This is a genomic window from Thalassovita sp. (assembly GCF_963691685.1).
Classification (GTDB): domain Bacteria; phylum Pseudomonadota; class Alphaproteobacteria; order Rhodobacterales; family Rhodobacteraceae; genus Thalassobius.
In genome coordinates this window covers 739,477-760,175 of sequence record NZ_OY829290.1, presented here as the reverse complement: position 1 = coordinate 760,175, position 20,699 = coordinate 739,477, and the positions used below count along the sequence as shown (strand labels likewise).

24 protein-coding genes and 2 tRNA genes are annotated in these 20,699 nt (G+C 58.9%); 8 read left to right on the top strand and 18 right to left on the bottom strand.

The window, feature by feature from the left end:
- Window positions 1-116 precede the first annotated feature (116 nt).
- The 4 genes from pth to ACORLH_RS03745 all read left to right on the top strand — a co-directional run bounded on the left by pth (window position 117) and on the right by ACORLH_RS03745 (window position 3,544).
- Window positions 117-860 (top strand): aminoacyl-tRNA hydrolase, encoded by a 744-nt coding sequence (gene pth, locus ACORLH_RS03760; protein ID WP_321831273.1) that lies wholly within the window; start codon window positions 117-119, stop codon window positions 858-860.
- Window positions 857-1,891, top strand: a complete 1,035-nt coding sequence (locus ACORLH_RS03755; RefSeq protein ID WP_321831272.1) for a DUF2332 domain-containing protein — start codon at window positions 857-859, stop codon at window positions 1,889-1,891. Before pth ends, ACORLH_RS03755 begins: the two co-directional genes overlap by 4 nt.
- A 71-nt stretch (window positions 1,892-1,962) precedes the next feature.
- Window positions 1,963-3,120, top strand: coding sequence for a serine hydrolase (locus ACORLH_RS03750; RefSeq protein ID WP_321831271.1), 1,158 nt, complete (start codon window positions 1,963-1,965; stop codon window positions 3,118-3,120).
- A 49-nt stretch (window positions 3,121-3,169) separates the two neighbouring features.
- Entirely contained in the window at window positions 3,170-3,544 is a 375-nt protein-coding gene (locus ACORLH_RS03745; protein WP_321831270.1) for a DUF2237 domain-containing protein, read from the top strand.
- Here the strand turns inward: ACORLH_RS03745 and ACORLH_RS03740 are convergent.
- The 14 genes from ACORLH_RS03740 to rpsA all read right to left on the bottom strand — a co-directional run bounded on the left by ACORLH_RS03740 (window position 3,529) and on the right by rpsA (window position 14,261).
- Window positions 3,529-4,044, bottom strand: a complete 516-nt coding sequence (locus tag ACORLH_RS03740; RefSeq protein WP_321831269.1) for a helix-turn-helix transcriptional regulator — start codon at window positions 4,042-4,044, stop codon at window positions 3,529-3,531. The two genes, ACORLH_RS03745 and ACORLH_RS03740, sit on opposite strands and share 16 nt — an antisense overlap.
- Window positions 4,045-4,088: 44 nt before the next feature.
- Window positions 4,089-4,586, bottom strand: coding sequence for a hypothetical protein (locus ACORLH_RS03735; protein ID WP_321831268.1), 498 nt, complete (start codon window positions 4,584-4,586; stop codon window positions 4,089-4,091).
- Window positions 4,587-4,780: 194 nt separating this feature from the next.
- Window positions 4,781-5,245: a PepSY domain-containing protein gene (locus ACORLH_RS03730; protein WP_321831267.1), complete on the bottom strand. Its 465-nt coding sequence runs from the start codon at window positions 5,243-5,245 to the stop codon at window positions 4,781-4,783.
- 216 nt (window positions 5,246-5,461) lie between these two features.
- Window positions 5,462-6,193 (bottom strand): DUF4344 domain-containing metallopeptidase, encoded by a 732-nt coding sequence (locus tag ACORLH_RS03725; protein ID WP_321831266.1) that lies wholly within the window; start codon window positions 6,191-6,193, stop codon window positions 5,462-5,464.
- Between the two features lie 103 nt (window positions 6,194-6,296).
- Entirely contained in the window at window positions 6,297-7,442 is a 1,146-nt protein-coding gene (locus tag ACORLH_RS03720; protein WP_321831265.1) for a slipin family protein, read from the bottom strand.
- A gap of 398 nt (window positions 7,443-7,840) precedes the next feature.
- Window positions 7,841-7,913, bottom strand: a tRNA-Lys gene (locus tag ACORLH_RS03715).
- Window positions 7,914-7,985: transfer RNA gene (locus ACORLH_RS03710), tRNA-Leu, on the bottom strand.
- A 297-nt stretch (window positions 7,986-8,282) separates the two neighbouring features.
- Entirely contained in the window at window positions 8,283-8,948 is a 666-nt protein-coding gene (locus ACORLH_RS03705) for a DsbA family oxidoreductase (RefSeq protein WP_321831264.1), read from the bottom strand.
- An 18-nt stretch (window positions 8,949-8,966) separates the two neighbouring features.
- Window positions 8,967-10,220 (bottom strand): tryptophan synthase subunit beta, encoded by a 1,254-nt coding sequence (gene trpB / locus ACORLH_RS03700; protein WP_321831263.1) that lies wholly within the window; start codon window positions 10,218-10,220, stop codon window positions 8,967-8,969.
- Between the two features lie 252 nt (window positions 10,221-10,472).
- Entirely contained in the window at window positions 10,473-10,937 is a 465-nt protein-coding gene (locus ACORLH_RS03695; RefSeq protein ID WP_321831262.1) for a GNAT family N-acetyltransferase, read from the bottom strand.
- Between the two features lie 10 nt (window positions 10,938-10,947).
- A complete protein-coding gene (locus ACORLH_RS03690; RefSeq protein ID WP_321831261.1) occupies window positions 10,948-11,610 on the bottom strand; it encodes a phosphoribosylanthranilate isomerase in 663 nt (220 codons plus the stop codon).
- On the bottom strand, window positions 11,597-11,953 hold the full coding sequence (locus ACORLH_RS03685; RefSeq protein ID WP_321831260.1) for a LapA family protein: 357 nt from the start codon (window positions 11,951-11,953) through the stop codon (window positions 11,597-11,599). The genes ACORLH_RS03690 and ACORLH_RS03685 overlap by 14 nt, the downstream gene beginning before the upstream one ends.
- A gap of 7 nt (window positions 11,954-11,960) precedes the next feature.
- Window positions 11,961-12,242, bottom strand: coding sequence for an integration host factor subunit beta (gene ihfB / locus ACORLH_RS03680; protein WP_058243189.1), 282 nt, complete (start codon window positions 12,240-12,242; stop codon window positions 11,961-11,963).
- A gap of 339 nt (window positions 12,243-12,581) precedes the next feature.
- Complete coding sequence (rpsA, locus tag ACORLH_RS03675; protein ID WP_058243190.1) at window positions 12,582-14,261, bottom strand: 30S ribosomal protein S1; 1,680 nt, start codon at window positions 14,259-14,261, stop codon at window positions 12,582-12,584.
- A 310-nt stretch (window positions 14,262-14,571) separates the two neighbouring features.
- On the opposite strand from rpsA, the gene ACORLH_RS03670 reads away from it, so the two are divergent.
- Complete coding sequence (locus ACORLH_RS03670) at window positions 14,572-15,423, top strand: glycosyl transferase (protein ID WP_321831259.1); 852 nt, start codon at window positions 14,572-14,574, stop codon at window positions 15,421-15,423.
- 14 nt (window positions 15,424-15,437) lie between these two features.
- Window positions 15,438-15,869: a GNAT family N-acetyltransferase gene (locus tag ACORLH_RS03665; protein WP_321831258.1), complete on the top strand. Its 432-nt coding sequence runs from the start codon at window positions 15,438-15,440 to the stop codon at window positions 15,867-15,869.
- Between the two features lie 35 nt (window positions 15,870-15,904).
- Here the strand turns inward: ACORLH_RS03665 and ACORLH_RS03660 are convergent, their stop codons facing one another.
- Window positions 15,905-16,534, bottom strand: coding sequence for an NAD(P)H-dependent oxidoreductase (locus ACORLH_RS03660; RefSeq protein WP_321831257.1), 630 nt, complete (start codon window positions 16,532-16,534; stop codon window positions 15,905-15,907).
- Window positions 16,535-16,678: 144 nt separating this feature from the next.
- Window positions 16,679-17,284 (bottom strand): (d)CMP kinase, encoded by a 606-nt coding sequence (gene cmk, locus ACORLH_RS03655; protein ID WP_321831256.1) that lies wholly within the window; start codon window positions 17,282-17,284, stop codon window positions 16,679-16,681.
- A 108-nt stretch (window positions 17,285-17,392) separates the two neighbouring features.
- On the opposite strand from cmk, the gene ACORLH_RS03650 reads away from it, so the two are divergent.
- Both ACORLH_RS03650 and ACORLH_RS03645 read left to right on the top strand, forming a co-directional pair.
- Window positions 17,393-17,836 (top strand): MarR family winged helix-turn-helix transcriptional regulator, encoded by a 444-nt coding sequence (locus ACORLH_RS03650; protein WP_321831255.1) that lies wholly within the window; start codon window positions 17,393-17,395, stop codon window positions 17,834-17,836.
- The gene (locus ACORLH_RS03645) at window positions 17,833-18,453 is read left to right on the top strand and encodes an isochorismatase family cysteine hydrolase (protein WP_321831254.1); all 621 of its coding nucleotides are present in this window, start codon (window positions 17,833-17,835) and stop codon (window positions 18,451-18,453) included. The genes ACORLH_RS03650 and ACORLH_RS03645 overlap by 4 nt, the downstream gene beginning before the upstream one ends.
- Before the next feature lie 21 nt (window positions 18,454-18,474).
- Here the strand turns inward: ACORLH_RS03645 and aroA are convergent, their stop codons facing one another.
- Both aroA and trmB read right to left on the bottom strand, forming a co-directional pair.
- Window positions 18,475-19,821 (bottom strand): 3-phosphoshikimate 1-carboxyvinyltransferase, encoded by a 1,347-nt coding sequence (gene aroA / locus ACORLH_RS03640; protein ID WP_321831252.1) that lies wholly within the window; start codon window positions 19,819-19,821, stop codon window positions 18,475-18,477.
- A gap of 132 nt (window positions 19,822-19,953) precedes the next feature.
- Entirely contained in the window at window positions 19,954-20,676 is a 723-nt protein-coding gene (gene trmB, locus ACORLH_RS03635) for a tRNA (guanine(46)-N(7))-methyltransferase TrmB (RefSeq protein ID WP_321831250.1), read from the bottom strand.
- Between the last annotated feature and the right edge of the window lie 23 nt (window positions 20,677-20,699).

Genomic DNA, 20,699 nt, shown 5'->3' with positions numbered 1-20,699 from the left:
CTGGCAGCTCTTTTCTTGCACGGGATCGGTGCAAAAGGTCAATCGCTCTGCGCTGATTGAATTTGCCGCAGGGACGCTTTAGTCAGTGGACAAGATCTAATCGAGGGAATGCAACGATGCAGCTGTTTGTGGGACTGGGCAATCCGGGTGCAAAATATGCGGGCAACCGCCACAACATCGGCTTCATGGCGCTGGATGAGATTGCCCGTGACCATGGCTTTGCCCCCTGGCGGTCCAAGTTTCAGGGCCAGGTCAGCGAAGGCCGGCTGGGCCGCGAAAGGGTGATCCTGCTCAAGCCTGAAACCTTCATGAACCTTTCCGGCCAATCGGTGGGCGAGGCGATGCGATTTTACAAGCTGACCTCAGACGATGTGGTGGTCTTTCACGACGAGCTGGATCTTGCCCCGGGCAAATGCCGCGTGAAACAGGGCGGCGGCCATGCTGGTCACAACGGGCTACGGTCCATTCATCAACACATCAGCTCGGAATATACCCGGGTGCGCTTGGGCATCGGCCATCCGGGTCACAAGGACCGGGTTTCCGGCTATGTGCTGGCGGATTTTGCCAAGGCCGAACAGGGCTGGCTGGATGACCTGATGCGCGGCATTTCTGATGGTGCCGCCCATCTGGCCGGAGGCGATAACGGTAAGTTTCAAAATGCCGTGGCGCTGCGGGTCAACCCGCCGCGCAGTTCGGGCGGCCAGAAAAACGGCGCGAACAATGGTCCAAAAGGTGACAAGCCAAAGACCGCGGAAGGCAAACAGGCCACCGCGAAACCCGCCAAACCGGCCGCCCCGGCGCAAGATGATCAGCCTGACACTCGCTCCGCGATGGAGCGTTTGTTGAACAAATTCAAGTGACGGCCGCGCTTTCCGATCACCTCAGCAAACAAGCCGAGGCCTGTGAGGCGCTCGGTTCACCGTTTACGGCGCGCCTGCTGCGTGTTGTGCGTGACAGTCTAAGCCCCGGCACCGCAGTGGCCGACCGGCTGTTGACCTGGCCAGAGGCAACCCTGCGCGCAGATGCTGTGGGGCTGCGTCTGACGGGCGGGCTACATGCGCTGGTACTGTCTGATGCCGCGCCTCAGCTGGCGGCGCTCTACCCTGCAAGTGAGGATGATGCAGCGCTGTGGTCTGCAATTGCAGATGCGTTTGAAACCCATAGTGCCCAGCTGTTGCACTGGTTGGACAATGCGCCGCAAACCAATGAGGTGCGGCGTGCCCCTGCGATGATCCTCGCGGCCTCAGAGGCGGTCCGGCGGTTCCCGGGACTGCCCTTGAGGGTCAGCGAACTTGGCGCCTCAGCTGGACTGAACCTGCTGTTTGACCGGTTTGCACTGGATCTGCCACAGGGACCATACACCCCACCAAATGCGGTAATGACGCTGCGCCCTGACTGGCAGGGGCAACCAGCCGATATCGTGCCCTTCAACGTTGCAGAACGGCGAGGCGTCGATTTGAATCCGCTATCACCGGACCAGCCAGCAGACATGTTGCGCCTGCGCAGTTATCTTTGGGCCGATCAGCCTGAACGGATGCAACGCACCAACGCCGCGCTTTCGATTGCCACCCCTATGGTCGACGCTGGGGATGCGGGCCATTGGCTGGCAGAGCGGCTCGCCACGCCCAACCCTGGCACGCTTGAGTTTGTCTACCACACGGTTGCTTGGCAGTATTTTCCCGAACCCAGCAAAGCCGCCTGCGCAGAGGCGCTGACCATGGCCGCCGCACGCGCAACGCCGGAAACTCCGCTGGCCTATCTGACATTTGAGATGGACGCGGCCGGCCCAGCAGGCCCCGGCGCCCCGGTGCGGCTGCGATTGTGGCCCGGCGACATTCAAATTGATCTGGGGCGCATGGACTTCCACGGGCGTTGGTTTCAGATCAACTGACCCTGCGGCACCCTTGCCCCCTGCCCCATCCGCGTGATGAGTAAAGGCACTAACCTTTGGGAGGGGTTCAGATGTTGAGAGTGTTGCTGCGCGTTCTGGTGGTTCTGGTGCTGGCCATTGCCGTTGTCGCCTTTTGGAAGAAAGACGAAATCAGCCGTCTGTTGGCGGTGAACAGCCTGTTTGCCGAAGACAAGATCGTCCACAATTTCTCGCACATGGATCAGCTGTTCTGGACCAAGGAGATCAACCGCGGCACCGGCCCCGTGTCGCCCCTGCCCGCTGGCACTGAGATGACCCTGCCCTCTGGCAGCGATGATTGGATCAGCAGCCGCGCCCTGACCGCCCTTGTGGTTCTGAAAGACGGGGAACTGCGGCACGAAAGCTATTATCTGGACACCGGGGCCGAAGATCGCCGCATCAGCTGGTCGGTTGCCAAATCCTATATTTCGGCCCTGCTGGGCATCTTGGTGGCCGAAGGCGCGCTGACCCTTGAGGATCAGCTGACCCAACATGTGCCCAGCCTGGAAGGATCCGCCTATGACGGTGCGCGGATCATCGATGCGCTACATATGTCCAGCGGGATTGAGTTTGATGAGGACTATCTTGACTTCAACTCAGACATCAACAAAATGGGCCGTGTGCTGGCGCTGGGCGGGTCCATGGATGCCTTTTCTGCCGGCCAGGACCGCACCCGCGGCACCCCCGGTGCGGCCTGGCACTACGTCTCGATCGACACCCATGTGATCGGCATGGCCATTCGCGGCGCCACGGGTCGCGACATCCCCGATCTGATGCAGGAAAAGCTGATCGCCCCCTTGGGGTTGGAGGCCAGCCCATTGATGATCACCGATGGGGACGGCGTCAGCTTCGTGCTGGGTGGGTTGAACCAGCGCACCCGCGACTATGCACGTTTCGGTCAGATGGCCCTGCAGGACGGCATGTGGCAAGGCCAGCGCATCCTGCCAGAGGGCTGGATCACACGTTCCGCCCAGTTCACCGCCCCAACAGAGGCAGGTGAGGAAGCTTATGGTCTGCATTGGTGGGGTGCTGTTGACCCACGCGAAGGTGAGTTTTATGCGCGCGGTGTTTATGGTCAGTATATCTATATCAACAAACCGCTGAACGTGGTGATTGCTGTTAACTCCGCCGACCGGCTGTTCCGGGAAGACGGCGTGAACGTCGAAATGATCGCCATGTTCCGCAAAATCGCCGAAGCTGCGCAAAACTGATCTCAGTCACCCGATCACCGGGCGCGTGGCACAGTAGATGGAGATATCCATGGTCACGCCCCTGCCCGCCATCAATGTGCTTGGCACCGCGCTAAAGCCGTGTTCGCAGGATCCCAAAACCGGGTTCTTCCGCGATGGGTCCTGCAACACCTGCCGGGAAGATCGCGGTTCTCATACTGTCTGTGCGGTGATGACAGCGGAGTTTTTGGCGCTGTCCAAATACCTTGGCAACGATCTGTCCACACCTGTTCCGGAATACGGCTTTCCGGGGCTGAAACCCGGTGACCAATGGTGCCTCTGCGCCAGCAGGTTCCTGCAGGCGCATGCTGAGGACTGTGCCCCCAAGGTCCATCTGGCGGCCACCCACCAGCAGGCCTTGGAAATTGTACCCTTGGAAGTATTGGAGGCCTATGCCTGCGATTGATCTGCAGGCACAGCTACGACCGACCCGTCCATCATGTCCTCAATGAACAGGCTAAGCAGCTGCGCCCGGCTACTGACCTCCGCCTTACGGTAGATCGCATTGCTTTGCGCCTTCACCGTACCCGGCGAGGTTTGGCGTAGACCTGCGATTTCTTCCACGCTGAACCCTTTCAGGGAAAACAGCGCCACCTCGCGTTCGGCTGGGGTCAGCTGCCATTCCCGAAAGCGGCTTTCCAGATGGTCATGAAACGCCCCTTGCAGCAGGCGCAGGCTGGCTTCGGCGGCTTCCGTGCGCTGCATTGAGCGACGATAGGCAATCCAGCCCAGCACCACCCCCATCACAAGGCCCAGCGCCGCGCCGACCTCCAGCAATTCACGTGTTTGCCAGCTGATTGGGGCGGCGCGCACGCCAATGACCGTGGCCAGAATGTCTGAGACAAAGAAAACCGCGCAGACGCTTTGCAGCAGGATCAGAATGAGAAGAGGCCAGGGTGTTTTCACGTCAGGCCCCGTGCGAGATCTGGACCGAGAGCGGAAGGCGGCCATCAATCATCCTCGCCTTCATCATCATCGTCGTCGTCGTCGCCATCATCGTCGTCTTCTTCGTCCTCTTCCTCGTCATCCTCCTCATCGTCTTCTTCATCATCTTCTTCGTCATCTGCCTCATCATCAGAAGACTCGTCTTCTTCGTCCTCTTCATCTTCGGCATCATCTTCTTCATCTTCGGGGTCTTCCCCATCTTCTACAGTCTCATCCCCAGCAACCGGGCGCCCCGTCCTGATCAACCCGGCTCCAGCCTCGGCCTCTTCGGCATCCCAATAGTCGCGCAGGATTTCCCCGGTGCGCGGGTTCAGGATGATTTCGCGGCTGGCATTGCCGCCTGTCGCCTCAATTCGAACGCGCCCCAAAAACGTGCGCGAGATAACGATGCGCGTGTATCCCTGCTGGGCCAGCTGGTCAGTGACGCGATCCACCAAAGGATCGGCCTGCACCGGGATGGCAAGCACGGCAAACGCCAAGGCTACAATTGTCCTGCGGGTCATGTTCTTTCCTCACTTCGGCCCCGTTGCGCGCGAATGGATGCGCCGGCATCGGGTGGGGAACTCGATACCGGCCAGAGAGAGTGGGACCCTCCCCCTAGGGTCTGAGATACCAGTGGTTCTACCACTCCCTCATCCCGGAAGGCAAAACCATCGGCACTTAGACCGCCAGAGGCAACGGGCGCAGTGCGTTTGGATCAATCGTCGCCTTCTTCGTCATCTTCTTCATCGTCGTCGTCATCATCTTCTTCATCGTCGTCTTCTTCGTCGTCATCGTCTTCCTCGTCCTCTTCATCCTCCTCGTCTTCTTCGTCCTCCTCGTCTTCTTCATTCTCCTCGTCTTCTTCATTCTCCTCGTCTTCTTCATCCTCCTCGTCTTCTTCATCCTCCTCGTCTTCTTCATCCTCCTCGTCATCATCGTCTTCTTCGACTTCGTGCGAGAGAACATCACCGGTTTCTGCGTCATAGACAGTTTCGATGAAGTAGCCGTCTTTCACCGCCTCAACGGTGACTTCCATGCCATCGGCATAGACTTCCACTTCTTCGTAGCCTTCACGGGCAAAGTGCTCGACGACAGCGCGCACAAAGTCCGAGGCTTGCGCCTGCGCCTGTACGGCGAAACCAACAACAAGGGCGGTGGAGGTAATCAAAATGCGTTTCATGTGGGGGTTCCTTGATCTGCGATAGTGATCTGCAATTGGGTCTTTTCGGCACGCCTCATGCGTTACCTGCTGACAGATCAGCCGGTCACGAGGCCCAATAGCCATTCACCGCAGGATTAGACCGGCGCCCACCAAACGCCGGTTTATGCCCATAAACCTGAGTTTATGCGTTTTGTTTCAGTGGCTTCTAAAACAGCAGTACCCCCTGCCGTAGGATTAGAGCTGTTCTTCCATTTCAATCAGGTGATCTTCGAACTCAGAGCAGAATATCACTTCGCGCCGTTCGGGATCGTAGAAGGCATTGGCCTCGCCGCAGCTTTCCTCAACAATCCGCAGGGGCGCTGACAGGGACAGTTCCTCATTCAAAGCGGCCACTTCATCGGCAATGATCCGGGCGCTGAAACTGTCAGCCTCACCCTCAAACACCAGGGTCGCGCCTGCACCACGTTCAATCAACTCATCCAGCACCGCACCCCAGCTGGCCTCGGCCTGTTCAAATTCGATTGGGCAGTAGGCAGCGCGTTCCTCGGGCAGTTCGAACTCGGCTGCAAAATCTTCGCGGGCGTCGGGATTGGCGCCATAGAAGATGCAGACCGTGTTATAGAAACGTTGTTCATCCGGGCCATGCGTGTCCCACCACGGGATGTCTTCCAGACCGCCACCGCGCATTTCAGCTTCGCCGATGAACCCCCAGGCCGCGTCGTAGGCCAGTTCCTGCGCGACCTCTTCTTCGTAAAGCGCGTGGATCATGAGGATGGAAAACACATCCGCCGCATCCTCTTCCTGACCGAAGATCGGCACCCCTTCGATGTCAATCAGCGCATGGGCCAGTTCGTGGTAGAAAATCCCCAGAACATTGGCCTCAACAAAGGCGCTGCCCTCATCCTGCGCAGCGGCAGAAAGCGGCAGGGTCATAAGGGCAAGAGCGGCGGTGAGTTGTTTCATCATGATCTCCCTCGAAGCGGTGACATCAGTATGTCGCGCCCTGTCGCCATCGGCTAGGAAAATGCGCCCCATCCAAAACGGCCCGGGACAGGCCCGGGCCGCTCCTTCACTCTTTCAACGACACGAGGTCGCTCAGCAGCCCTTTGGTGCCGTTGTGCACTGTCAGGCGCTCAACCTTACCGGCCACTTTTTCCAGCGCTTCCAATTCTTTCAGCCGCAGCATGACCGGGTTTTCAGCCATGACTTTAGCCGTGTTCAGAAGCGCCCGGGTGGCGTTGGTTTCTTCGCGACGCCGGATCACGTTGGCCTCAGCCTCTTTTTCAGCGGTCACAACCTTGTTCAGGATGTCCCGCATCTCACCCGGCAGGATCACGTCCTTCAGCGCGATCTCACCGACCTCAAGGCCCAGTCCGGACATCTCTGCCCGCACCTTTTCAGCCGCCTCGGCGTCCACTGTCACCTTCTCGGCCAGGAGCCGGTCCAGCGTCAGCGCACCCAGCGTTTTCCGGAACGCCAGTTGCAGCGCCTTGTGCAGGGCTTCTTCGAAGTCCTTCACTTTGGTGACCGCCACTTCGGCGTCCACAACCCGGAACTGCGCCGTCAGGTTCACCCGCAGGGTCACCCGGTCTTTGGTCAGGATTTCCTGGCCCAAGACCTCATGGGTCCGCATCCGCAGGTCAACCTGCTTCAGCGACAAGGCACGACCGGCCTTCCAGAAACCGTGCACACCGGGCTGCAGCTGCCCTGAGGGTTTGCCATCAACGGACAGCAAACCAACGTGACCTTCCGCAACGGTGACTTGTGTCAGCCCTGCCGTCACACCGGCTGCGGTCAAACGCGACAGCAGCGCGCCCGGCACCTGCAGACCCTCAGACAGCTGAAAGGTCTCAAAGGCCCATTCCCCAGCGTCTTTCCAATAGACAACGCGGCTGTCGAGCATCCGCACCTCCAAGGGCCGTCCGTCGCGGGTGACCAGCACCAGCTCTTCCGGCCCGGTCCGCACCTCCAGCAGATGTGCCTCGGCCAGATCCGGACGGTGTCGGAACAGCGCCCGATCATAGGGCGATACGAAACGGAGCTGATCGATGGTGTGGACTTCGCGCAGGCTGTCTTTGACCTTCACCCGATGCCGGCCTGCGCCAAGGATGGCGGCAAAACGCCCCTCGTCCAGCACAAGCATCCGCTCGGTTTCCTGCAGTGTGACCCGCTCATAGCCGGCCAGTTTGTCCAATATTTTCTCAACGATATTCATACCTAAACTCCTTTTCGTATTGTCCTATCGTCTTCGCAAAGCGATCTCCTTTGGTTGGAATTGGGTTGGGGTCAGCATGACCCGCAGGTGTTATGCCCAAGATGGGCGATAGGTCCGGAACACGCCCCGCGCCAAAGCCAATGGCGAAAGCAGAACCGAGAGGGGCGCAGCATCGCGGCGCGCCTGTCAGAGAAACCTCTGATCAGCGGACCACAAAGCGGCGGAACCGTCATGTCCTGCTCCGGCCAAGACCAGAGCGGGCCGGGATGCCAATTGGCAGTGAAACCTCACCAGCCAATCTACCGGTCAAACTACCCCGCTGGGACGGTCCCGGACCCTGATATGTGAACCGTAAAGAACGGTCCGGCGTTGAAGGCCGGCGCTGACTTAACAGCTTTTCAAATGGTGGGAGTCGAACCCACTACCCCTTGATTAAACGTCAAGTGCTCTACCCGAATGAGCTACATTTTGTGCACGATGCAGGATTCGAACCTGCAACTCACAGAATCTAAATCTGTTGCTCTACCATTGAGCTAATCACGCGGTCCCGCTGTTGGGGCAACCTCCAGGCATACGGGAACGGCAGCGCCGACCGCACCGGACGTGTGTACAGCACGCACCGTTTGGATGATGGCCCCCGACATCGGAGTGCAGAAGTAAGGCGAGAGGTGGATTCGCTGCAATCACACACTTTTATCGTGAAATTCAGCGTTGCCGTCGGGACACTAAATTGTATCCGCACGCAACAATGCGTCGCGCCACTGGGTCATGCAATACCGGCACGACTGAATGTCACTGCCGGGATTGTCAGAAATGTCCGGAAATTGAACGGCTGTTTTCTCAGGCGGCGCCGGCCTGTGCGGCCGCAAGTTGCGTCAGGATGTTGGCGTAATTCTCAACGCCCTGTGCGCCGGTCACCAGATGCTGGCGCTCAAAGACCATCGCTGGCACGCCCGAAATCCCCTTGGAAGTCCAGAATTGCTGCTTCGCACGGACCTCTTCGGCGTAGTCATCGCCGGTCAGGATCTCCAACGCGCGGGCACGGTCCAACCCCAGTGCGGCGGCGACATCGGCCATCGCCTGCGGATCGTTCATCTCTTTGCTGTCGGTAAAGTAGGCCTCAAACAGGGTCAGTTTCAGCGCCCCGGCTTGACCGCTTTCGGCGGCCCAATGCAGCAGTCGATGCAGGGCGAAGGTGTTGTAGATCCGTTTTCCGTCGGTAAAGCGGATCGGAGCGTTCAACTCGTCCCCGATCGCCTCCAATCGGGCGCGGGCTTCGATGCTTTGCTCGACGGTGATGCCGTATTTCCCCATCAAATGTTCCCGCAGCTCTTCGCCCTCGGGCGCCATCTGGGGGTTCAGCTCAAAGGGATGCCAGAACACCTCAATCGGGATTCCGGTCTGTTCCTGCGCCAAACGCAGTTGGTGGTAGCCGACAAAGCACCAGGGGCACATCACGTCCGATACAATATCGATCCGCAGCGTCTGTCCCGTAGCCTGTGCCATGTCGGCCCCTTTCTCAGATCAATCGCTGTCGCGCCCTTCAAGACCCGAGAGGTCAACGCCAAGGTGACGCGCAACGGTGAAGATGTCCTTATCGCCACGGCCACACATGTTCATCACGATGATATGGTCCTTGGGCAGATCGCCCGCGATCTTCATCACATGGGCAAGCGCATGACAGGGTTCAAGGGCAGGAATGATGCCTTCGCTCTCACAAGAGAACTGGAACGCCTCCAGCGCTTCCTTATCGGTGATCGAAACATATTCGGCGCGGCCGATCTGATGCAGCCAGCTGTGTTCCGGTCCGATGCCGGGGTAGTCGAGGCCGGCCGAGATCGAATAGCCGTCCAGGATCTGGCCGTCGTCATCCTGCAACAGGAAGGTGCGGTTGCCGTGCAGCACGCCGGGGCGGCCGCCGGTCAGAGAGGCACAATGTTCCATATCGTCGTTGACGCCTTTACCACCGGCCTCAACACCGATGATGTTGACCTCTTTGTCATCCAGGAACGGGTGGAACAGGCCAATCGCGTTGGACCCGCCGCCAATGGCCGCAATCACGGTGTCGGGCAGTCGACCTTCGCCTTCCTGCTCGGCCAGCTGCCAGCGCACCTCTTTGCCGATGATCGACTGGAAATCGCGCACCATCGCCGGATAGGGGTGCGGCCCTGCGGCGGTGCCGATGCAGTAGAAGGTATCATGCACGTTGGTCACCCAGTCGCGCAGCGCATCGTTCATCGCGTCTTTCAGCGTGCCACGGCCGGATTCCACGGCGATCACCTCGGCCCCCAGCAGTTTCATGCGGAACACGTTGGGTTTCTGACGCGCCACATCATGGGCGCCCATGTAGACCACACATTTCAGGCCAAACTTGGCACAAACCGTCGCGGTTGCCACACCGTGCTGCCCCGCGCCGGTTTCGGCGATGATCCGGGTCTTGCCCATACGGCGGGCCAGCAGGATCTGGCCCAACACGTTGTTCACCTTGTGCGCGCCAGTGTGGTTCAGCTCATCCCGCTTCAGGTAGATCTTGGCGCCACCAAGGCGTTTCGTCATGCCCTCAGCATAGTAAAGCGGCGAGGGGCGGCCCACATAGTGCTGCCAGAGATAATTCATCTCATCCCAGAACTCAGGATCGTCCTTGGCCTTTTCGTATTCCTCCTCCAGCGAAAGGATCAGCGGCATCAGCGTCTCGGACACGAAACGTCCGCCGAAATCTCCGAAACGGCCCTTGTCGTCGGGGCCGGTCATAAAGCTGTTGAAAAGGTCGTTGGCCATCGGGTGCTCCTCAGGTCAGAAAGTCTGTATCCCCATGTGCATAGGGCGCGGGGGACGGTTTTACCAGCCTGTTTTCCATGCATCAGGGCCGCGGGCTGAAATCGGGAAGATAACGCACAGCCAAGCCGTGACAAGCCCTGCGACAAAGACGCCGCAGCCATCGGTGTTTCATCGGTGTTTCTGGGGAAATTGCGGGGTGTTTTGGGACCAGTTTTAGATCTGAACGAGAGGGGATTGATGGAAACGCTAAGCTCAATCCAGCGTCTTTTTATAACCGACGTGGCTGTCAACATAGCCAAGTCGATCATAAAAGCGCTGCGCATCATTGCGCGCCTTATTTGTGGTCAGTTGCAGCAGGCCACAGCCCGCCGCCCGCGCCCGGTCCTCAGCGTCCGCAAACATCGCTTCGCCCAGGCCCTGGCCACGCAGATCACTGTGCACCCGCACGCTTTCGATCTGCGCCCGCCGCGCCGCTTTCAACGACAGACCCGAAATGAACGTCAGCTGATAGGTTGCTACCACACGCGTGCCTTCGGCGCGGCTGTCATCGACGCCCACAAACAGCAGGTTTCCGCCCTCAGCTTGCATCTGATCAAAGGCTGCGAAATAGGGATCCAGCGTTGCCGCTTCGCGCCCCTGCCCCAAAACGTCATCGCGCAGCAAAGCAACGATTTCCGGAACCTCATCACGGTTGGCTTCTCGGAAAACAACGCCCATTACCTGCCCCCTATGCCAGTGCGGCCTTGATAAAGGCCTCCATCAAAGCGGGATCTTTCACGCCCGGGGCGCTTTCCACACCTGAGCTGACATCAACCTGACGGGCCCCGGTCAGGTTTTGCGCCCGACCGACGTTTTCAGGGTTAAGCCCGCCGGCCAACATCCACGGCAGCGACCAGTATTTGCGCTTCACCAACTGCCAATCGAAGGACAGGCCGTTGCCACCGGGCAAAACAGCGTCTTTCGGGGCTTTGGCATCAATCAGCAATTGGTCAGCGACCTTTGCATAGCTGTCGATCTGGGCAACATCTGCCTCCGTCGCGATGCCGATCGCCTTCATGACGGGCAGGCCGTAGCGCGCCTTGACCTCAGCCACCCGTTCGGGGCTTTCCGATCCGTGCAACTGCCACATGTCGATGGCGACGTTGTCGTTGATCTGGTCCAGCAGCGTGTCATCGGCGTTGACCACCAGGGCCACCTTGGCCAACCCAACAGGGGCAGCCCAAGCCAATTCACGCGCCTCAGCCACGGTGACGGCGCGGGGCGATTTTGGGAAAAACACGAAGCCCACGTAGGCCGCGCCCAGAAACCCCGCCAATTCGACGTGATCAGGATCCCGCAGACCGCAGATCTTTACCTTACTGTCAGCTGGCATCGGATCAGGACGCTTCATCCAGAAGGGCGAGCACCTCGTCCTTCTGTTCCGCAGTGTCGGCGCGCCGCTTTTCACGTTTCAGCTGGCGGCTCAGATCCTGCACTTCCTGTGCTTTGCGTGCCGCTTCTGCCCGATGTTTGTATTCGCGCAGCCATTCCCAGACAAAACCGATCAGCAGACCCGCGATGATCGCACCAAGGATCACCAAAAAGAGCGGCATCTCAATCGTGTAGTTGAGGCCAATCACATTGGCAAAGGCATCCGGCAGCAGCGACAGCGTCACCGCATCGCGGTTGGCAAAGGCCACCGACACCAAAAGAAGCCCCAGAGAGCCGAGAAATACATAGCGAATGTAGCGCATGAGCGATTTACTTTCCGTTCAGTCGGTCGCGCAGCAGTTTGCCGGTCTTGAAGAAAGGCACGTGCTTCTCTTCAACTTCTACCGATTCCCCGGTGCGCGGGTTGCGGCCAACCCTAGCATCCCGCTTCTTTACCGAAAACGCGCCGAAACCACGCAGCTCAACTCGGTCACCGCGCGACATCGCGCCGGTAATCTCATCAAAGATCGTATTTACGATCTTCTCAACATCACGTTGGAACAAGTGTGGGTTCTCGTCAGCGATCTTCTGAATCAGTTCCGATCGGATCATCGGCAAATACTCCCCCGGCAAAATGCTTTGGCCAATATCAGCGCAATTAGTTGAACTATAGAAAGAAACAAGGGCTACGGAAACCTGCCTTTGCGGCAAATGGCAAGTTTCCGCGACAATTACTCAACCATCAGGTGAAATTGGGCTACCATCCGGGGCCGGAAGTCACCGCGAGGCTGTATTGCGCCTGCGGCATGGCCTCGTTGAAGTCATTGATTCGGCATCGCTTTCCACTCACCTATCAGATGATTCTGTCAAAGCCCGTGGATAGAAAAACCCCGCGGTCCTTCCAGACCGCGGGGTTTCCCGGATTTAATCTCGCCTAAGCGGCGAAAGATCTTACTCGTCGCCGCCTTTCAGCGCTGCGCCGAGGATGTCGCCCAGCGATGCGCCGGAGTCCGAGGAACCGTACTGTTCTACGGCTTCTTTCTCTTCGGCGATCTCACGTGCTTTGATCGACAGGCCCAGACGACGGGTCTTGCTGTCAACGTTGGTCACGCGGACGTCAACCTTGTCACCAACCGAGAAACGCTCAGGGCGCTGCTCAGCACGATCACGCGACAGGTCCGAACGACGGATGAAGGACTTCATGCCTTCATATTCGACTTCGATACCACCGTCTTCGATCGCGGTAACCTCAACGGTTACGATCGAGCCGCGCTTCACGCCGCCGGTTGCTTCAGCGAACTTGTCGCCGCCCAGGGCTTTGATCGACAGCGAGATACGCTCTTTCTCGACGTCCACTTCGGAGACAACGGCCGAAACCATGTCGCCTTTGCGGTAGTTCTGAATCGCGTCTTCGCCACGCTCGTCCCAGGACAGGTCGGAGAGGTGAACCATGCCGTCGATTTCGCCGGGCAGGCCGATGAACAGACCGAATTCGGTGATGTTCTTGACTTCGCCTTCGACCTGAGTGCCCTCGGGGTGAGTTTCCGAGAAAACTTCCCACGGGTTGCGCATGGTCTGCTTGAGGCCCAGCGACACGCGGCGCTTGCCGGCGTCGATTTCCAGAACCATGACGTCCACTTCCTGCGAGGTCGAAACGATCTTGCCGGGGTGTACGTTTTTTTTGGTCCAGGACATTTCGGACACGTGAACCAGACCTTCAACACCGGGCTCCAGCTCAACAAATGCACCGTAGTCGGTGATGTTGGTAACGCGACCTTTGTGTACCGATTCCAGCGGGTACTTGGCAGCAACCAGATCCCACGGATCTTCCTGCAGCTGTTTCATGCCCAGGCTGATGCGGTGGGTGTCTTTGTTGATCTTGATGACCTGAACCTTAACGGTTTCACCGATCGACAGGATCTCGGACGGGTGGTTCACACGGCGCCATGCCATGTCGGTGACGTGCAGCAGGCCGTCTACGCCGCCCAGGTCAACGAATGCACCGTATTCGGTGATGTTCTTAACAACACCTTCAACCGCGTCGCCTTCGGCCAGTTTACCGATAACCTCGGCACGCTGTTCGGCACGCGACTCTTCCAGAATGGCGCGACGCGATACAACGATGTTGCCACGACGACGGTCCATTTTCAGGATCTGGAACGGCTGCTTCAGACCCATCAGCGGGCCAGCGTCACGTACGGGACGTACGTCAACCTGCGAACCGGGCAGGAATGCAACAGCACCGCCCAGATCGACGGTGAAGCCGCCTTTGACGCGGCCGAAGATCGCGCCGTCGACGCGCTGCTCGTCTGCGTATGCTTTTTCCAGGCGATCCCATGCTTCTTCGCGGCGGGCCATCTCACGCGAGATTACGGCTTCGCCACGGGCGTTTTCAGCCGCGCGCAGGTAAACTTCTACTTCGTCGCCAACAGCGATTTCAGGAGCTTCACCGGGGTTTGCGAATTCTTTCAGCTCAACGCGGCCTTCCATCTTGTAGCCAACGTCGATAATGGCCTGGCCCGCTTCAATTGCGATTACCTTGCCTTTAACAACGGAACCCTCAGTCGGGGTGTCCATTTCGAAGCTTTCGTTCAAGAGTGCTTCAAACTCTTCCATCGAGGTCATAGCCATCTGGCGTATCAATCCTTTACAAGTCGATTTAACTGGCCAACGGTTGTCTCCGCAGGTCTTGGTTTCATTTCGTCCCCCGCCGCTTGGAAAAAGCCCGGAACAAGATTGGACACAAACAAAAGAAGAAGGGTCTGAGGTCACCCACAAACCCTGCTCACCCTGTCCGCGACTCTTGACGGCCGTAAGACTGACGCGCGTATAGGTCGTTCTGGCCAATATAGCAAGGGAAATTGACTCCATCGACGTTGCTGCGCGGCAGTTGGCTGAGATCCCCCTTGCGGCACCGTAAACTGGCTGCTAGCCAAACCGCATGAAAAAGCAAGTTGTCTGCATTAACTGGGGTACAAAATACGGCGCCCCTTACGTGAACCGTCTGTACGAGATGGTGAAAGCCAATATCACGCCGCCGTTCCGCTTTGTCTGTTTCACCGACAATCGCGACGGGTTCCTGCCTGAGATTGACTGCTTCGACTTGCCTGAAATGCCGGGGTTCATGCCCCAGAACACGCTGGGACAATGGGCCAAGTCGCGCCTCTGGGCACCGGAACTGGGTGATCTGGATGGCCCTTTTCTGTTTATCGATCTGGATGTGGTGATTACCGGTTCACTGGATCCGTTTTTTGAGTACGGCGCGGAAGAGGATGTGGTGGTTGCCCTCAATGCGGCCAAACCATTGCATCGCCTTGGCCAGACCTCAATCTACCGGATGCCGGTTGGCGCGCTGGCCCCGCTGCAAGCGCTGTTTGCCGCAGATCCACAGGCTGTTGCGGACAAATATCGCTTTGAGCAGCACTTCGTCACTAAGAACGCCCCCAACGGGGTGAAGTTCTGGCCGAAGGATTGGGTGCAGCATTTCCGCATTCAGTGCATTCCGCGCTTCCCGTTGAACTTCTTCACCCCACCGAAGATTCCAAAGAATTGCCGGGTGGTGATCTTTGCCGGCGCCTTGAACCCGCCTGATGCGGCCCTAGGCCAATATCTGCCATCACGACCTCACCTGCCGCCACTGGCCCACATCAAACGGGCACTTGGCTTCAAGCGGCCGATTAAATCGATGCGCCAGTTCCTCTACCCGGCCAAATGGGTCGCTGAAATCTGGGACAAGGCGGACCGTGCGTCCGCGGCAGATGCGCAAGGTGGCAAAGACCAAGCAGAGTCGTAAAGGCCCATCGCCAGATGACAGACATCCGCGACATCTCCGCTGATGAGGCGCTTTGGATCCGCCACCAGGTCCTCTGGCCAGACAAACCAGCCGAGTTTTGCCGCGTCGAGGGCGATGATCAGGCGGTGCACCTGGGTGGTTTTGTTAACAACCAGCTGGTGTCAGCATTAAGCCTTTTTGACGAAGGCGCATTCATTCAGCTGCGCAAATTCGCGACATTGTCGCGCTATCAGGGCCAAGGTCACGGCACTGCCCTGATGCGGTCCGCTATGTACCGCGCGGATGGGATGGGCAAACCCATCAGGCTGCATGCGCGGAGCGGCGCCATAGCGTTTTATGAACGCCACGGCTTTACTCAACAGGGCGACCCCTTCCAGAAGTACAGCACCGAAACCTCAATCGGCCCGACCTATATCTGGATGCAGCAAACAAAAAACGGGACCTGATGACAGGCCCCGCTTAGATCACGATGTGATCGCAATCAGATGGTGGTGATGAATTTGTCGCGCGGGCGTCGGACCTTCTTCATATTGACCAGCCAGTCACCTTCCTCAGCGCGATAGCCCAGCGGCAGCAGCAGCACCGAACGCAAGCCACGTTCTTTCAGGCCCAGGATTTCATCCACGGCAGCAGGATCGAACCCTTCCATCGGGGTGCTGTCGACCTCTTCCACCGCGGCAGCGGCCAGAGCAAAGCCCAAGGCAATATAGGCCTGGCGGGCGGCGTGTTCAAAATTCACATCCGCGTCGCGCGGCAGGTACATGTTTTTGAGGTTGGTATAATAAGCGTCCAGCGTTTCGCTGCGGCCACCGCGTTCTTCGGCCATCTGATCGGTAACACTGTCAACGCGGGCTTCGGTGTAGTTGTCCCAGGCGGCGAACACCAACAGGTGTGACCCATCGACGATCTGTTCCTGGTTCCAGGCCACTTCTTTGATCTTGGCGCGCACATCGGGATTGGTCACGACCAGAACCTCATAGGGCTGCAGACCGCTTGAGGTGGGGGTTAGCTCGATCGCCTTCAGGATCGCTTCCAGCTTCTCATCAGAAACGGCTTTCGAAGGGTCCATCTTCTTGGTGGCATAGCGCCAGTTCAACTTGTCGTTCAGCATTTCAGTCTCGTCTTTCAAAAGCCCAAACAGGGAGGAGTCATTCGGAATTGGCTATCTAGGCTTTCCGCGTCACAGCACAAGGGTTCCCCCAATGCGCTATACCGACGGAGAGGTGTTTCGCTGCGTTACAGTTCTGCGCGGGGTTTACCGGCGCGCCTCAATCGCTGCAATAGCGGCGGCAATAGCGGCCTCGATCGACAGATCAGAGGTATCGATCTGCACAGCATCCTCAGCCGGCTTCAGGGGCGCTGTTGCACGTTCGCTGTCACGTTTGTCACGCTCGATCACATCCTGCAGGACCGTCTCATAACTCTGCGTACCGCCCTTTTCAGCCAGTTCCTTGTGGCGGCGCGTTGCGCGCACCTCGGCGCTGGCGGTGACGAACAGCTTCACCTCCGCATCCGGGCAAATGACCGTTCCAATGTCGCGCCCATCCAGAACGGCGCCACCGTCGCGCCGCGCAAACGCCTGTTGAAAGGCCACCAAAGCGGCCCGCACCTCTGGGATCACCGCAACTTTGCTGGCGGCTTGTGCCACATCCGGGGTGCGCAGATTGTCTGCCGCCAGATCTTCGGCCTGCAAAGCCTGGGCTGCAGCGATCGGTTCCGCGCCCTGCAACGTCCGGGCCCCTACCGCACGATAAAGCAGACCCGTGTCCAAATGCGCATAACCAAAATGCGCCGCAACGGCCTTGGATAACGTGCCTTTGCCGGCCGCCGCAGGCCCGTCGATTGCGATGGTGAACGCCATTGTCTGCTCCTCTTCCTGATCGCAGGGGTACTGCACCCCCTGCCCCACCTCAAGATGAAATCCAGACCCAATTGACATGCAACATGTCATTATGACACCATAGATGTCATGACAGATCCGCTCTATCATCTGACCTGGCTTTCCCGCCCTCTGATGCAACAGGTCGAAACCACGGTTGAGCATGGGCTGCAAGGCACCGGCCTGACTGTGCGCACCCGCGCCGTGATGGAGGTTCTGTTGCAGGGCCCGTTGACCGTGCCCACCTTGGCAGAGGCGCTGCATATTCAACGACAATATGTGCAGGTTATGGTGAATGAGGCTTTGGCGGCAGGGTTTGTCTGCAAACAAGCCAACCCAAGGCACGCGCGATCCCACCTGATTGCCCTGACCCCCGACGGCAGCGAGCTGATTGAAAACGTCATGGCGCAGGAACATGCATTGCTGGCAGAGCTTGCCGGCGACCTGCCCGCCGATGAGGTGGCCACGGCATTGCGCATTGTCAAAACCCTCATCACCCGTTTCCAATCCCATAACCAAGGCCTCACACTATGATCTGGATCCTCCCCGCTCTCGTCGCTATTGGCTGTTTCTGGCTGAACTACGTCTCAAACGTGATCGGCCAAGTCACCAAAGGCGAACCTATCCCCGCGCGTGATGGCAGGGCCCTGCTGCTGGTCGATCTACAAAGCTGCTTCTGGGAAGAGAAACTCTATCACGCCGACACCCGCGCCCGCGTTGAAGCCGCAGTGGGTCAAGCTGTGGCCGAAGCCAAAGCCGCAGGTCATCCAGTGATTGCACTGCGTCAGGAATGGTCCATCCCCAGCACCCGCGTGCTGGCGCGAATGTTCATGGGTGGTAAAGCACTGGCCGGCGGCACAGGCCTGGAGCTGGCCGCACCGTTTGCAGGCATGGCGGACCGGGAGGTGGTGAAACCCATCCAAGATGGGTTCAAAACCGGGGAATTGACCCATGTTCTGAATGAAATGGGCGTTGGTCATCTGACCATTGCGGGCCTTGATGGCATCTACTGCGTCAACAAAACCGCACAGGCCGCGTTGGGCCGGGGCTATGGCGTCACACTACTGGCGGATGGCATTGCCTCCACCGAACCGAAAAAGCTGGAAGAGGTTTACACCGACCTGCAAGCCAAAGGGGCAGAGGTGGCCTGAGCCACCCCATCCGGTCACAGGTCAATCGCGCCGCAGATCCGCGCCAAGGCCACCCATCAGCCCTTCAAAGATTGGGAAGGAGGTGGCGATCGGGCTGCCATCATCGACGCTGACAGGCGCCTCAGTGGCCATGCCCATCACCATGAAGCTCATCGCGATCCGGTGGTCCAGATGGCTGACACAGGTCGCCCCGCCCGGCACATTGCCGTGACCACGGCCTTTGACGATCCACCAATCGTCGCCGTCTTCAACCTCAACACCGTTCAGACGCAGGCCCGAGGCCATCGCCTCAATCCGGTCGGATTCCTTCACCCGCAGCTCTTTCACACCGCGCATCACCGTGTCGCCTTCAGCGAAGGAGGCCACAACCGACAGCACCGGATATTCGTCAATCATGCTGGCCGCACGGGCGGGGGGCACCTCGATGCCCTTCAGGTTGGGGGAAAACTTGGCGCGCAGATCGGCAACAGGTTCACCCCCTTCTTCTCGCAGGTTCTCATAGGTCAGATCCGCCCCCATATCGCGCAGAGTCTCAAACAGACCAGCGCGGGTGGGGTTCAGCCCGATGTTCGGCACCAGCACATCAGAGCCTTCAACGATCAGCGCCGCACAGACCGGAAACGCGGCCGAGGACGGATCACGCGGCACCACAATGGTTTGCGGTTTCAACTCAGGACGGCCTTTCAGGGTGATCACCCGGCCCTCATCAGTATCAACCGAGGTGATATCGGCGCCAAAACCGGCCAGCATCCGTTCGGTATGGTCGCGGGTAGCTTCCTTCTCGATCACAACGGTTTCGCCCGGTGCGTTCAACCCTGCCAGCAAAACAGCTGATTTCACCTGCGCCGAAGGCACCGGCGTTGTGTAGCGCACCGGCACCGGATCCGCCGCGCCAACAATGGTCATCGGCAGGCGTCCACCCGACCGGCCAACCGAGGTGGCGCCAAACAGCGCAATCGGATCGGTCACCCGCGCCATCGGACGAGAGTTTAGCGAGGCATCACCGGTAAAGGTCGCCGTGATGTTCGAGCTTGCCATCGCGCCCATGATCAGACGCACGCCGGTACCCGAGTTGCCGCAGTCGATAACATTGTCTGGCTCAGCAAAGCCGCCAACACCCACCCCATGCACATGCCAGGTGCCAGTCTCATCACGAGTTACCTCAGCGCCGAAGGCCTGCATCGCCTTGGCAGTGTCCAGCACATCTTCGCCTTCCAGCAGACCGGTGATGACCGTCTCACCCACCGCCATTGCGCCAAAAATCAGCGAACGGTGGCTGATGGATTTGTCGCCGGGCACATGGGCCTCACCCTGCAGCGGGCCGCTTTTATGCGATGACATCGGGATCGGGGTGCCGTGGCCGGACATATGTGCTCTCCTCATGCTTCCAAAGCCTGATAGCGCAAACCCTAAGGGCCGTCCATATCAGCCGAAACGACAAAAGGCAGAAGCGCCGCCCCTGGCTTTCACTGTTTCCAAAATACTCAAAAATCCCAACGCTTACAGGCGGCGGAACGTCAGATAATGCGGCGTGCGGCCTTCGCGCAGGGCTTTCTGCTCATAACGGGTGGAAATCCAATCATCCCAGGGCTGGCGCCAGTCGGTTGGACCTTCGGCCAGCCATTCAAAACCCGCCTTCGGCACCTCTTGCAGGGTTTGGCGCACGTAGTCGGGAATGTCGGTCGCCACACGGAAGATCGCCCCGGGTTTCAGCACTTCGGCCAGCGGCTGCAGATGTTCCTGTGTCACAAAACGGCGGCGGTGGTGGCGTTTCTTTGGCCAGGGGTCAGGATATAGCAGGAAGGCCTTGCTGATCGATTGCGCCGGCAGCACATCCATCATGTCCCGCGCATCACCGGGGTGCACTTTGACGTTATCGACCGCGGCATCGCGGATCTTGCCCAGCAACATCGCCACGCCGTTGATGTAAGGCTCACAGCCAATGATCCCAACGTCGCGGTTGCTGGCGGCCTGATGCACCATATGTTCGCCGCCGCCAAAGCCGACCTCCAGCCAGACGTCTTTGCCCGGGAACATTTCGCCCAGATCCAATTCGCTTCGGTCGGGATTTTCTTCCCAGGTCACCGCGCCGGGCGACAGGGCGGCCAGATCCTCATCCAGATACTTCTGCTGGCTGTCGCGCAGGCCTTTGCCTTTGAAGCGGCCGTAGAAGTTGCGCCATGGGGCGCCCGAAGGGTGCTTGTCGCTGGGTTGGTCTGCCATGATCTCGAACGGTCTCTTGCGCG